General features: G+C 72.4%; 7 protein-coding genes. 4 read left to right on the top strand and 3 right to left on the bottom strand.

Annotation, left to right across the window (positions count from 1 at the left end; all coding sequences use genetic code 11):
- Nucleotides 1-104 precede the first annotated feature (104 nt).
- Nucleotides 105-1,649, bottom strand: coding sequence for an alanine/glycine:cation symporter family protein (locus ABZX67_RS00335; protein WP_355352057.1), 1,545 nt, complete (start codon nucleotides 1,647-1,649; stop codon nucleotides 105-107).
- Nucleotides 1,650-2,065: 416 nt separating this feature from the next.
- Here ABZX67_RS00335 and ABZX67_RS00330 point away from each other — a divergent pair, with 416 nt between their 5' ends.
- The gene (locus tag ABZX67_RS00330) at nucleotides 2,066-3,964 is read left to right on the top strand and encodes an NAD-binding protein (protein WP_355352711.1); all 1,899 of its coding nucleotides are present in this window, start codon (nucleotides 2,066-2,068) and stop codon (nucleotides 3,962-3,964) included.
- A gap of 3 nt (nucleotides 3,965-3,967) precedes the next feature.
- Here ABZX67_RS00330 and ABZX67_RS00325 read toward each other — a convergent pair whose 3' ends face one another.
- Nucleotides 3,968-5,029, bottom strand: a complete 1,062-nt coding sequence (locus tag ABZX67_RS00325) for a helix-turn-helix domain-containing protein (RefSeq protein ID WP_355352054.1) — start codon at nucleotides 5,027-5,029, stop codon at nucleotides 3,968-3,970.
- A 215-nt stretch (nucleotides 5,030-5,244) separates the two neighbouring features.
- Here ABZX67_RS00325 and ABZX67_RS00320 point away from each other — a divergent pair, with 215 nt between their 5' ends.
- From ABZX67_RS00320 to ABZX67_RS00310, 3 genes are all read left to right on the top strand, one after another.
- Nucleotides 5,245-5,850, top strand: a complete 606-nt coding sequence (locus ABZX67_RS00320; protein ID WP_355352051.1) for a hypothetical protein — start codon at nucleotides 5,245-5,247, stop codon at nucleotides 5,848-5,850.
- A gap of 71 nt (nucleotides 5,851-5,921) precedes the next feature.
- Nucleotides 5,922-7,967: an SPFH domain-containing protein gene (locus tag ABZX67_RS00315; protein ID WP_355352048.1), complete on the top strand. Its 2,046-nt coding sequence runs from the start codon at nucleotides 5,922-5,924 to the stop codon at nucleotides 7,965-7,967.
- A gap of 95 nt (nucleotides 7,968-8,062) precedes the next feature.
- Complete coding sequence (locus tag ABZX67_RS00310; protein ID WP_355352045.1) at nucleotides 8,063-12,946, top strand: DNA repair ATPase; 4,884 nt, start codon at nucleotides 8,063-8,065, stop codon at nucleotides 12,944-12,946.
- On the opposite strand, the gene ABZX67_RS00305 is transcribed toward ABZX67_RS00310, so the two are convergent.
- Nucleotides 12,891-14,087, bottom strand: coding sequence for an amino acid--tRNA ligase-related protein (locus ABZX67_RS00305; protein ID WP_355352042.1), 1,197 nt, complete (start codon nucleotides 14,085-14,087; stop codon nucleotides 12,891-12,893). The genes ABZX67_RS00310 and ABZX67_RS00305 overlap by 56 nt on opposite strands.
- Nucleotides 14,088-14,246: the final 159 nt, after the last annotated feature.

The raw sequence follows: 14,246 nt of genomic DNA, 5'->3' as shown, positions 1-14,246 counted from the left end.
TGTCTGACCTGCGGAAATGGTCGCCTGCAGGCATGGCGGGCGGCCCGTACACACCAAGGCGCGAGGTGTGTACAGGCCGCTCGGGAGCCGGGCCGCGGGGGCGGTCAGACGGTGGTCTTCACCGACTCCCGGTCCTCGTCGGACCCGTCGTCCTGGGTGATCTCACCGGCGTCGCGGGCGCGGACGAACTCCAGGAAGGAGGCGAGCTCGCGCTTGACGACCGGGGCGAGGAGGTACAGGCCGATGATGTTGATGACCGCGAGCATGAACAGCACCGCGTCGGCCATGTCGATGAGGGTCTGCAGCGTCAGCAGCGAACCGGCGACCGCGAACAGGGTGTAGACGACCTTGTACGACAGCACGCTGGTCCGGCTCCGGCCGAAGAGGTACGTCCAGGCCTTCTCGCCGTAGTAGCCCCAGGTCAGCACCGTCGAGATGGCGAAGAGCAGCACCGCGATGGTGAGGATGTACGGGAACCAGGGCAGGACCGTCGCGAAGGCGTCCGAGGTGAGGGTGACACCGCCGATCGACTCGCCCTTGCGGGCCTCGGCGTAGCTGGCCGGGTTGGCGATGACGATGGTCAGCGCCGTCATGGTGCAGATGACGACCGTGTCGATGAACGGCTCCAGCAGGGCGACCAGGCCCTCGCTGGCGGGGTGCTTGGTCTTGACCGCGGAGTGCGCGATCGGCGCGGAGCCGAGACCGGCCTCGTTGGAGAACGCGGCCCGCTTGAATCCGATGATCAGCGCGCCGAGCACACCGCCGGCCACGCCCTGCGGGTTGAAGGCGCCCTCGACGATCGTGGCGATGGCGGCCGGGACGGCCGTGACGTGCACCAGGATGACGACCAGGCAGGCGGCGATGTAGATGCCCGCCATGGCGGGGACGAGCTTGCTGGTGACGTTGGCGATGGAGCGGATGCCGCCCAGCAGCACGATGCCGACGAGCGCGGCGACGAGGATGCCGAAGAACAGCGCGCCGGCGGAGGAGCCCATCAGGCCGTCGTCGCCGCCGGTGACCGAGACCAGCTGCGCGTACGACTGGTTGACCTGGAAGAGGTTGCCGCCGAAGAGGCCGAAGAACAGGACGAAGAAGGAGGCGAGGACCGCGAGGACCTTGCCCAGGGTCTTGCCGTTCTTGCCGAAGCGGTCGGCCAGGCCCTTGGGCAGGTAGTGCATCGGGCCGCCGGAGACGGTGCCGTCGGCGTGCACCTCGCGGTACTTCACGCCGAGCGTGACCTCGACGAACTTGGTGGCCATGCCCAGCAGGCCGCACAGGATCATCCAGAAGGTGGCACCGGGGCCGCCGATGGAGACGGCGACGGCCACACCGGCGATGTTGCCGAGGCCGACGGTCCCGGAGACTGCGGCGGTCAGGGCCTGGAAGTGGTTGACCTCGCCGGCCGACCCCTTCTCGTCGTACTTTCCGCGCACCACGTCGATGGCGAGCTTGAACTTGCGGACCTGGACGAGGCCGAACCAGGCGGTGAAGACCAGTCCGGCGACGACGAGCCAGACGACGATGAGCGGGACTTCCGTACCGCCGATCGGCTGGGAGTAGAAGACGACGTCCACAAGCCAGCTGGCTATGGGCTCGAAGAGTCCGCTGACGGCTTCGTCGACGGACGTGGTGATGGAGTCGAGTGACACGGTGGCTACCTCGATGGCGCAGTACCGGCGCAGGGGAGGCTGCGTCGGGAAGATGTGCGGTCTTTGAGCGAACGCCGTTGTCCGATCGGCGACCCTGGGCGCATGGTCCGTGGACGCGGAACGTGATCACCCTGGTCGTGCGGTCGGCGCGTGTGCCGACGTGTCCACGGTGGCGAGGGGTGGTGCCACCTGCGGAGTTGCGCAGTTCTACCACGACCTTTACGGATTCTTTAGTGATGCAAATCACATGACCGTCAGTAATCTTCGAAAATGCCAGCGAACGAAATAAGACCGTTATGCGGTCGGCTTGATCCGTTCATCGGACAGCTATCCGGGGGAGCCACCGCGGCGGGCGGCATCCTGGGCGGGTGCCTTCACTCTCCGCGCAGCGCGCGCCCGCCGGTCCGTCCGGACACATGGTCGTCTGTGGTGACGACGCGCTCGCCCACCGCTTGGCGGCGGAACTGCGGGAGGTCTACCGGGAGCGCGTCGTTCTCGTCGGCCCGGCCGGCGGGCCGGCGGCCGGGCCGCGGCTGGCCGTTCCGGGGCAGGGGCGGGCGTCGGCACTCCTCGGGCGGGTCTCCGCGGTCATGACGGGAGCGCCGCCCGCGACGGGAGGGCTCCCGGAGGTGGTGGAGGCCGACGAGCCCACGGAGGCGGTGCTGGCGTCGGCGGGTGTGGCGGGCGCGGCGGCTCTGGCGCTCGTATACGACGACGACGAGACCAACATCCGTGCCGCCCTGGCGGCACGCCGCCTCAACCCGGGCTTGCGCCTGGTGATCCGGCTCTACAACCGCAAGCTGGGCCAGCACCTGGAGCAGCTGCTCGACCAGGCCGCTCTCGTGGCCCTGCCGGACCTGAGCCCCGGTGAGGTCGACGCGTCCACCACCGTGCTCTCCGACGCGGACACGGCGGCGCCGGCCCTGGCCGCGACCGCGGTCGCCGGCACGAGCAAGATCGTCCATGCCGACGGGCTGCTGCTGCGGGCCGTGGAGCGCACCCCGCCCGGCCGTGGCGACGTCGCCGATCCGGGGCTGTGCACTCTCGCCCTGCTCTCCGCCACCACCAACGATCCCGCCGGCGAGGAGGGGTCGGACAGCAGCGGGACGGCCGGCCCCCGGCTGCTGCCCGACCCGAGCACCGTCACCGCCGCGACCGGACGCGGCACGGTCGTCCTGGAGGCGGTGACCCACACCGGCCCGGTGCTGCCGGCCGGGCGTCTGGCCGGCCGCGGCATTCCGTTCTCCGAGCTCTTCTCCCGCCGCCTTCGCTGGGCCGCCGCCGTCACGTGCCTGGCCGTGGTCGGTCTCGCCGTCGCGTCCTGGCTGACCACGGGGGACCACCCGCTGCACGCCGCCTACGTCACGCTGCTGGACCTGTTCTCCATCAACGACCCCGCCGTCGGCGAGTCCACGGCCCGGCAGGTGCTCCAGCTGCTGTCGGGGCTGGTGGGCCTGGCGCTGCTGCCCCTCCTCGTCGCGGGCGCGCTGGAGGCGCTGGGCGCGTTCCGCAGCGCGTCCGCCCTGCGCCGTCCGCCGCGCGGGCTCTCCGGCCATGTCGTCCTGCTCGGGCTCGGCAAGATCGGCACCCGCGTGCTCGCCCGGCTGCGCGACCTCGGCATCCCGGTCGTGTGCGTCGAGGAGGACCCGGAGGCGCGCGGGGTCGCGCTGGCCCGCCGCCTGCGCGTACCGACCGTGATCGGTGACGTCACACAGGAGGGCGTCCTCGAGGCGGCCAAGATCCAGCGCGCACACGCCCTGCTGGCGCTGACCAGCTCCGACACCACCAACCTGGAAGCCGCGCTCTACGCCCGTACGGTCAAGGCCGACCTGCGGGTGGCCCTGCGGCTGTACGACGACGACTTCGCCACGGCCGTCTACCGCACGCTGCGGGCCGCGCACCCCGACGCGCTCACCCGGAGCCGCAGCGTCTCGCACCTGGCCGCGCCCGCCTTCGCCGGGGCGATGATGGGCCGCCAGATCCTGGGCGCCATACCGGTCGAACGCAAGGTGCTCGTCTTCGCCGCGCTCGTCGTCGCGGGCCACCCGCAGCTGGAGGGCCGCACCATCGAGGAAGCCTTCCGGCCCGGTGCCTGGCGTGTGCTCGCCCTCGACACCACCGCGCCTGCCGACCGGCGCCCCGACCTGGCCACCCCGCGCCCCGCCGACGGCGAGCGGCACGCCACCGGTCTCGTGTGGGACCTGCACCCCGGATACGTCCTGCGGCCCGAGGACCGCGTCGTTCTGGCCGCCACACGCCGCGGCCTGGCCGAACTTCTCGGCCGGCACCGGCAGCCCGGGTCCGTCGGGCGGTGACCCTCAGAGCGACTGCTCGGGCCAGTCGAGCAACCGGGCCCCGATGACGGCGGTCTGCAGGGTGTAGCGGCTCACCGGGTCGCCGGGGTCGGCCCCGGTGAGCCGGTGGATGCGGTCCAGTCGGTAGGTCATGGCGCGGACGCTCAGGGAGAGCCGCCGGGCGGCCTCGGCGGCCACACAGCCGGTGTCGAAGTACGCGGTGAGGGTGTCGATGAGGGGCTGCGCTCCGCCGCGGGCCTGCTGCAGCGGGCCGAGGACCGTGCGTACGAGGTCGGCCATGGCCTGGCGGTCGCGCGTCAGCACCGGATAGACCAGGAGGTCCGCGGCGTGCAGCACCGGCTCGTCCAGGTCCATGCGCGCCGCGAGGTCCAGGGCGTTGAGCGCCTCCTCGTAGGAGTGGACGACCCCGCCGACGCCGGGGTGCGCCCGGCCGATGGCCACCTGGCCGCCGTCGGTGGCGGCGTAGGCCTGTTTGGCGAAGGAGGACAGGACGTCGTCCTGGTCGGCCGGAGCGATGCAGATGAGGCGTCCGTTCTTGGTCGTCAGCAGGACGCGGCGGTCGCCGAAGCGGGCGGCGAGGGCCGACTCGATGCCGCGCGTGACCGCGTATCCGTCCTCGTACGGCTCCGCGCCCTGGGCCACGGCGACCGCGTGGGCGTGGGACAGCAGCAGCCCGAACCGCTCGGCCCGTTCGGCCAGGCGCCCGGCGTCGCTGCGGCCGTGGAGCAGGTCGTCGACGAACTCGCGCCGGGCCGCCTCCTGCCGGCGGATGGCGAGCCGCTGGGCGCGTTCGTGCCCCTCGGCGAAGGCGTCCACGGCCTGCTCCACCGCTGCGAGCAAGTGGTCGGCGGCCGCCGCGCTCAGGCAGGTCCGTACGTCCTGGGCGGCGGAGAGGTGGGCGCGCACCAGGAGCCGCAGCCCGATGCCGGCCTCCGCGGCGCGCTCGCCCTGGGACCGCAGCGCCTCCACTTCGTCCCGGCTCAGGCGGCGGCCGGTGGCGCAGGCACCGGTGAGGATCCGGTCATAGCCCTCCAGATACTCCCCGACCGTGACCCGTTCCGTCATCGCCCCTCCCGTGTCCCGGCGTGCGGATGTCAAGGGTGGCATGCGTACACCGAGGGGCGGCCACCGGCATCAAGGAGCCGCAAAGATTGCCGGGTTACGGCAATGCGCGCACACATGCCGTCCTGCCACGATAAGCCCGCCGGGGCAGACACGTCAGTTCGATGCCGGGCCCCGGAAATCGGCACGCCGTACGGTGAAACCAAGGGGGAAGAGTCATGGCCGAGTTCCTGCACGCCCTCGCCACCTTTCCCGCCGTGCTGTTCACCGCGGCCCTCGTGGTCGTCGTCGGCTTCTGGCTGCTGGTCCTGCTGGGCGCGGCCGACCACGACGGCTTCGACGCGGACGTGGACGCCGACGCCCTGAACCTGGGCGGGGTGCCCGTCTCGGTCTCCGCCTCCCTGCTGATCTCCTTCGCGTGGTTCTTCACCGTCACCGGGTCCGTGCTCCTCGCCCGTACGGGATGGTCCGACGCCCTGGTCCACCTGCTGGGTGCCGCCCTGCTGTTCGCCTCCCTCTTCGCCTCCTGGCGCCTGACCCGGGGGCTCGTGCGCCCGTTGGCCAAGCTCTTCCCCGACGAACCCGGGCCGTCCCGGCACGACTTCGTCGGACTGACCTGCACCATTCGCACCGGGCGGGTGGACGCGGACTTCGGTCAGGCGGAGGTCGCGGCCAGGGACGGGTCCACCGCGGTCGTACAGGTCCGTCAGAACGACGGCGCCCGGCTGGCGCTCGGCAGCACCGGGCTGCTGTACGCGTACGACGACGCCGGCGAGTTCTTCTGGGTCGCGCCCTTCGACACGGCGCTGGACCCGCGCGGCTGACCCCGCCGCCCTCTCTGCTCCTCCCCCTCCCCTCCCACGTCAGATCCCACCCTTCGAACCGGGGATTGCTCATGGATGCCATCACCTGGGGCATCGGCGTGCTCGTCGCCGTTGTCCTGCTCATCGCCCTCGCCATGCTGTTCGTGATCAGCCGGCTCTTCCGCAAAGTGGAGCAGGGCAAGGCGCTGATCGTGTCGAAGATGCGGAAGGTCGACGTCACCTTCACCGGGCAGGTCGTCCTGCCGGTGCTGCACAAGGCCGAGGTGATGGACATCTCGGTGAAGACCATCGAGATCTCCCGTACCGGACGGGACGGTCTGATCTGCCGGGACAACATCCGCGCCGACATCCGCATCTCGTTCTTCGTCCGCGTCAACAAGACCGTCGAGGACGTCGTCAAGGTCGCCCAGGCCATCGGCACCGCCCGCGCCAGCGACCAGGCGACCCTGCAGGAACTGTTCAACGCCAAGTTCTCCGAGGCGCTGAAGACCGTCGGCAAGCAGCTCGACTTCACCGACCTCTACACCAAGCGCGACGAGTTCCGGGACCGGATCATCCAGGTCATCGGCACCGATCTGAACGGCTACAGCCTGGAGGACGCGGCGATCGACTACCTGGAGCAGACCCCGCTCGCGCAGCTGGACGCCTCCAACATCCTCGACGCCCAGGGCATCCGGAAGATCACCGAGCTGACGGCCGTGGAGCACGTGCGCACCAACGAGTTCCGGCGCACGGAGGAGAAGGAGATCACCCGGCAGAACGTCGACGCCCGCGAGGCGATCCTGGAGCTGGAGCGCCGCCAGGCCGACGCCGAGATCAAGCAGAAGCGCGAGATCGAGACCGTACGGGCCCGGGAGGAGGCCGAGACGGCCCGGGTGGCCGAGGAGGAGCGGCTGCGGGCGCAGAGCGCCTTCCTGAAGACCGAGGAACAGCTCGGCATCCAGCGCGAGAACCAGGCCCGCGAGGTCGCCGTCGCGCAGAAGAACCGCGAGCGGGTCATCGCCATCGAGAACGAGCGCATCGAGAAGGACCGCCTGCTGGAGGTCATCGCCCGCGAGCGGGAGACCGAGTTGACCCGCATCTCCGCGGAGAAGGAGGTCGAGACCGAGCGCCGCGAGATCGCCGAGGTGATCCGCGAGCGGGTCGCCGTGGACCGTACGGTCGCCGAGCAGGAGGAGTCCATCAAGCGGCTGCGCGCCGTCGAGGAGGCCGAGCGGCAGCGGCAGGCCGTCGTCATCGCCGCCGAGGCGGAGGCGCAGGAGCGGCTGGTGAAGGACATCAAGGCCGCCGAGGCCGCCGAGCAGGCCGCGGTCCACCGCGCGGCCGAGGAGCTCACGCTGGCGGAGGCCCGCCACAAGGCCGCCGACCTGGACGCCCGCGCCAAGGTTCGCCTCGCCGAGGGCATCCAGGCCGAGTCGGCGGCCGAGGGCCTGGCCGCCGTCCAGGTCCGGGAGAAGGAGGCGGACGCCATCGAGAAGGCGGGCCGCGCCGAGGCCGAGGCGATGGCCGCCCGGCTGAAGGCGGAGGCCGAGGGCGCCCGCGAGAAGGCGCTGGCCGAGGCCACCGCCATCGGCGAGAAGCTGAAGGCGGAGGCCGCGGGCCTGACCGAGAAGGCGGCCGCCATGGCCGCGCTGGACGAGGCGTCCCGTACGCACGAGGAGTACCGGCTGCGCCTGGAGGCGGAGAAGGACATCCGGCTCGCGGGGCTGGAGGTGCAGCGGCAGGTCGCCGAGGCGCAGGCCGCCGTGCTCGCCACCGGCCTGGAGAACGCCGACATCAACATCGTCGGAGGCGAGTCGGTGTTCTTCGACCGGATCGTCGGGGCCATGTCCCTCGGCAAGAGCGTCGACGGGTTCATGGACAGCTCGCAGACCGCGCAGGCGCTGGCCGGGCCGTGGCTGGACGGTTCGGCCTCCTTCACCGAGGACCTGACGAAGGTGCTCGGGTCGGTCTCCACCGCCGACGTACAGAACCTGACCGTGTCCGCCCTGCTGACGAAGCTCATGCCGGCCGGGTCCGGTCGGCTCGACGAGCTCATCGGCAAGGCCCGGCAGTTGGGTCTGGCCGACATGCCGGTCGCCGAACTCGCGGACCTGAACGGCACCGCGAAGAGCTGACGGCCGCCCAGGGGGGCCAAGGGATTCCGGAGCTGCCGCGCGGGGGGCGGCAGCTCCGGACCTTTCTCACCACGCACACGAGGGAGCGGGAGAGCATGGAAGCGACGGGGATGGACGCCGGTGCGTACGAGGTACTGCGCGACCGGCTCGGGGCCCGGGCCGGCGAACTGGCCCGCCGCGCGGACGCCCTGAACACCGCACGCGTCGCCGCCTTCGGCGCCACCGGGCTCGCCCTCACCGCCACCGGCCATCTCCGCGCCGAACGGGACCTCGTGGCCCGGGACGTCGTCGCGGTCGGCGACGTGCTGCTCACCGGGTACGAGGCACCGTCGCCCGAGGACGTCCTGGCGCTCCACGACCGCGACCTGAACCGGCTCCCGGACGACGCGGTGCCCGGCCTGCTCGACGATCCCGCCTTCGTCACCGAGTTCGCCGCGCTGTACCGCTACTACCGGGGCGCGCGCCTGCTGCGGCTGCGGCAGGTGGACGGCAAGCTGCTCGCCGTGTTCCGGACCGGGGCCCAGGCCGAGGACATCCGTGTCCTGCGCTGGTCCCTCGCTCCGTCCGGCGAGGTGCGGTTCCTGGACGCCCGCGGCGAGCGCGACCACGTCCTGCCCACGCCGTACGACTTCACGTGGACCGAGGCCACCCGGGACGATCACGTCGTCGGGCGGCACCCGCACATCACCGTCGCCGACGGCACGCTGTTCGTCTCGACGGTCGGCGGCACGCTCACCGTGAAGACCGAGAACGACACCGAGACCCTTGAGTACATCCACAGCGAGCCCGTCGACGAGCCGCTGCAGTCGCTCGCCGACGCCGAGGTGGCGTACGCGGCCGTCGGCGCCCTGATCCTGATCCGCGTCCGGCCGTACAAGGAGGAGAACCGGCGGTACCTGGTCTACAACACGCTCACCAAGTCCGTCGTACGGCTGGACGGCATCGGGCAGTCGTGCCGGCGCCTGCCCGACGACCAGGGCATCGTCTTCCCCGGCGGCTACTGCCTCGCCACCGGGACGGTGAAGACCTTCGACACGGAGCGGACCGAAGGCCTGGAGTTCGAGCGCGCCGTCCGCTCTCCCAACGGCGAGGACGTGCTGTTCGTCTTCCACGACCGGGCCGAGGGCCGCACCCTCCTCCTGCCGTACCACCTCATCCGCAAGGAGGCCGCCACCCCGCTGACCTGCCGCGGCTACGCCCTCTTCGACGACGGCACCCTCGCCCTGCTGCGCCCCGAGTCCGGCGAACCGGCGCGCGTCCACCCGGTGCAGGTGTGGCGCACGCCGTACGTCTCCGACACCCACGCCGTCCCCGTGGCGGACGGTCCGCTCGCCCGGATCGGCAACGCCGACCTCGTACGCGGCATCTCCGACTGCCTCGCCATCGCCCGCCAGGTCCGCGAGACCACCGCCACCACCGCCACCACCGAGCTGTACGAGACGCTGATCGCCGCCTGCGCGCGGGCCGCCGACCGCTTCCACTGGCTGGGCGACGAGGACGCCGGTGACCTGCGCACCCCGCTGGAGGAGCTGAAGGCCACCGCGGAGCAGGTGCTGGCGGAGTTCGCGTCCGTCCGGGCCCTGACCCGGCAGGCGGCCGAGGCGGTCGCGGAGAGCGCCGAGCACCTGCGGCGGCTGGTGCGGCGCGTCCAGGGGGAAGCCCCCGCCGGCGCCGGCGAGTGGATCGAGCGCATCTCCGCGCTGCGCCGCGCCCAGGGGCGCCTGGTGACCCTGAAGGAGATGCGGTACGCGGACACGGACGCCATCGACGTGCTCGCCGAGGAGACCGAGCGGCACATCGCGTCCACCGCGCGGCGGGCGGTGGCCTTCCTCCGGCGCGACGACGCCTTCGCGGGCCACCACGCGGAGGTGGAGCGGCTCACCGCCGAGGCGGGGGCGATCGCCACGACCGCCGCGGCGGACCCGGTCACGGAGAGGCTGGACGAGCAGGTCGCCGGCCTCCAGACCCTCACCGAGGTCGTCGCCGGCCTCGACATCGCCGACGCCACCGTGCGCACCGCGATCCTCGGGCGGATCGCGGAAGTGCTGGCCGGGCTGAACCGCGCCCGCGCGATCCTGGCCGCCCGCCGCCGCGACCTCGTCGAGCAGGAGGGGCGCGCGGAGTTCGCGGCGCGGTTCGCGCTGCTCGCGCAGTCCGTCACCGGAGCGCTGGCGGCGGCCGACACCCCGGAGGCCTGTGACGCGCAGCTGGCCCGGCTGCTCCTCCAACTGGACACCCTGGAGTCGCGGTTCGCCGACCACGACGGCTTCCTCGCCGAGATCGCCGACCAGCGCGCCGAGGTCCACGACGCCTTCGCCGCCCGCCGGCAGACCCTCCAGGACGACCGGGCCCGGCGCGCCGAACGCCTCGCCGAGTCCGCCGCGCGCGTCCTGGAGGCGATCGCCCGCCGGGCGGCCGCCCTGGACAGCGCCGAAGCCGTCACCACGTACTTCGCCTCCGACCCGATGGCCGCCAAGGTCCGCCGTACCGCCGACGAGCTGCGCGCGCTCGGGGACCCGGCCCGCGCCGAGGAGCTGGAGGGGCGTCTCAAGGCCGCCCGCCAGGAGGCCGGCCGGGCCCTGCGGGACCGCACCGAGCTGTACGCGGACGGCGGCGACACCCTCCGCCTGGGCGCGCACCGCTTCGCCGTGAACACCCGGCCGCCCGAGCTCACCCTCGTACCCGACGGCGACGACGGGATGGCGTTCGCGCTGACCGGCACCGACTACCGGCGCCCGGTCGACGACCCCGACTTCGCGGACACCCGCGCCTTCTGGCAGCAGCTGCTGCCCTCCGAGAACGCCGACGTCTACCGCGCGGAGTACCTGGCGGCGCGGCTGCTGGCCGAGCACGGCGCGGACGCCCTCACCGGCGTGGACCTCCCCGCCGTCACCCGGCGGGCGGCCGAGGCCGCGTACGACGAGGGGTACGAGCGCGGCGTCCACGACCACGACGCGGCGGCGATCCTCTCCGTGGTGCTGCGCCTGCGGGAGCGGGCCGGGCTGCTGCGGTACCCGGCCGCAGACCGCGCCGCCGCCCAGCTGTTCTGGGCGCACGGCACCACCCCCGGGGACCGCGACCTGTGGGCGCGGCAGGCCGCGTCGCTGGTACGGGCGCGGGAGACGTTCCGCACCGCGCCGGCCGCGCTGGACGCGCTGCGCGGTGAACTCGCCGACGCGGGGGCGGGCGCGCTGACGGCTCGCGCGGCGGAGTACCTCGTCGAGGAGCTCGCCACCGGCGGGTCCTTCGTCGCCGGGCCGGCGGCGCGCACGCTGCTGGAGAAGTTCCGCCGGTCGGTGGAGTCGACTCCGTACGCGCGGGACGTACGCGACCGGCTGGACGCCGGTGACACCGAGGCCGCGCGCCGGCTCGTCGAGGGCTGGCTCGCCTCGTACGCCGCCGCGAGCGGCGAGGAGCCGGACGCCGGCGACCTCGCCGAGGCCGTCGCGATCGAGGTCTGCCCCGCGCTCGTACGGCATGAGGCGGACGCCGCGCTCACGGCCGTGGTCGAGGGCCTGCTCGGTACGCACCCGAGGATCGTGCGGGGCACCCTGGCCCTGCGGCTCGACGAGTTCCTGGCCAGGACGGCCGACTTCACGTCCGGCGTGGTGCCCGGCTTCCGCGCCTACCAGCGGCGGAGGGCGGACCTGGTCGCCGCCGAACGCCGGCGGCTGCGCCTGGACGAGTACCGGCCCCGCGTCATGTCGTCGTTCGTACGGGGCCGGCTGGTCGACGAGGTGTACCTGCCGCTCGTCGGGGAGAACCTGGCCAAGCAGCTCGGCGCCGCCGGGGCCGGCAAGCGGACCGACAGCCACGGTCTGCTGCTGCTCGTCTCACCGCCCGGCTACGGCAAGACCACCCTCATGGAGTACGTCGCCGACCGCCTCGGCCTGCTCCTGGTGAAGGTCGACGGGCCCGCTCTCGGGCACTCCACCACGTCCCTCGACCCGGCGGAGGCGCCGAACGCCACCGCGCGCCGGGAGGTCGAGAAGATCGACTTCGCGCTGGCGGCCGGGAACAACGTGCTGTTGTACCTGGACGACATCCAGCACACGTCCCCCGAGCTGCTGCAGAAGTTCATCCCGCTGTGCGACGCCACCCGCACCCTGAACGGCCACGACCTGCGCGGCAAGCGCTTCGCCGTCTGCATGGCCGGCAACCCCTACACGGAGTCCGGGCAGCGCTTCCGCATCCCCGACATGCTCGCCAACCGCGCCGACGTCCGGAACCTCGGCGACGTCCTGACCGGCAAGGAGGACGCCTTCGCGTTCAGCTTCATCGAGAACGCCCTCACCTCCCACCCCGTGCTCGCTCCCCTCGCCGGGCGCGACCGCGCCGACCTGGAGCTGCTCGTACGCCTCGCCGCCGGCGACCCGGCGGCCCACCCGTCACCCGGCCACCACCCCTCGACGAGCCGCTCCGCGGCGCCCCCGCTCGTCGCGTCCGGGCTCACGCACCCCTACGCGGCGGCCGAACTCGACCGGATCCTCGCGGTGCTGCGCCACCTGCTCACCGCACGCGACACGGTCCTCGCCGTCAACCGGGCGTACCTCGCTTCCGCCGCCCAATCGGACGCGACGCGCACCGAGCCGCCGTTCCGGCTGCAGGGCTCGTACCGCGACATGAACAAGATCGCGGCGCGCGTCTCCCCCGTCATGAACGACGCCGAGCTGGCCGCCGTCGTCGACGACCACTACGCGGGTGAGGCACAGACCCTCACCACCGGGGCCGAGGCCAACCTCCTCAAGCTGGCCGCCCTGCGGGGCACGCTCACCGCGGAAGGGGAGGCGCGCTGGGCGGCCGTCACCGCGGCGTACGTCCGCACCCAGGCCCTCGGCGGCGGCTCCGGGGACGACGCCCTGGGCCGGACGGTGGCCGCGCTGGGCCTGCTGGCCGACCGGATCGCCGCCGTCGAGACGGCGATCACCCGGGCTGCGGACCCCCGCCACCTGCTGAGCCGCCGGGAGCCTGGCCGGTAATGTGCGGTCGGCGACGTGGGCGGTGGACGGGTTTCGGCCACCGCCACCGCGGCGGCAGGGACTGGCGGCAGCGGCGGCGGGACCGGCCGCACCTGCCTGGCGAGACGCCTGCCAACCGCGGTCGTGTCATGACACATCTCACAGCATGTACGGATGTATGGGCTGTGAGCGATAATGAACGCGCCAAGGGCCTGCGGATTCCGGCAACTTCGCGCTGATGACCTCTGAAAGGGCGCGGGTGCTGCGGGCGCGCCTCCTTCATGCGGACGTACCAGTCGTAGTCCGCCTCCGGCACCTCGTGGTGGGCCAGCGCCTTGCGGGTCTGCTCGCCGTCCACGTGGCGCTCGCCGCAGCCGACCGTCTCGCCGATGCCGAAGAGCAGGTCGCCGTTGAGGGCGGTGCGGCCCTCCTCGTCGCCGTACGCCTGGTAGAAGGGCACCGACAGGTGGTCGTAGTGGGTGACCCACAGGATCGGGCTGATCTCGTCCATCAGGCGGCGCTCGCCGTGGCGCGAGAGGGTGCGCCAGCCGCCGTGGTGCTCGACGGCGTCCGGGTCGTCGCCGAGGTGGGCGACGGCCTCCTCGAAGGTGATGCGCGGGAAGGACTCCAGGCCCGCCATGCGCTCAAGGTGCTCGGTGGTGCCGGCGATGGCGCGGACGTCGTCGGCGTAGCGGTCCAGGACGGACCGGGCCAGCCGGCGCATGTAGGCGTTGACGGCGTCGATGCACTCGTCCAGGCCGCCGGGCAGCTCCGCCTCGCTGTGGAAGAACTGGTTGAGGTGGGTCTCGTCGCAGTCCTCGCCGCGGAAGCTCGGCATCAGGTACCAGCTGCCCTGCGGGCTGAGGCGGCAGCCGTACTCCAGCATGAACTGCATGGAGTCGGCGAGGAAGGTGCGCTGGCCGAAGAGGTCGATCTCGACCGGCAGGGAGTCGCTGCCGAGGCCCATCGGGCTGGAGATGCTGTTGGTGGTGATGGGCAGGTGCACGGACTTGACGCCGCGCTCGCTCCAGAACAGCGCGGTCTCGGTGGTCACGAGGTCCTGAAGGTCCACGAGCGTGCGGTACAGCGGCTGGTCGACGATCTCCAGGAAGCGGTCCGCGGAAGGACGCCAACCACCGTGCGTGTACGTGGGCGTGGCCAATGTATTCCCCTAAGTCCCCTAGAAATGGGCGATCCGATGCTCCGCGCCGTACGCGGCAGAGCCGAACGCGCCGGAAACCGGATCGGTTTCGTGCGTCCCATCCTGCGCGTCCGCGGCGCTCACGTCATCGTTTTCCTCTGGCGCGAGGCTGCCTGGCAT

This window comes from Streptomyces sp. NPDC003036 (assembly GCF_040611175.1).
Lineage (GTDB): Bacteria > Actinomycetota > Actinomycetes > Streptomycetales > Streptomycetaceae > Streptomyces.
Note: the sequence above shows the minus strand (reverse complement) of the source record. Positions and strands in the feature narration are given on the sequence as shown.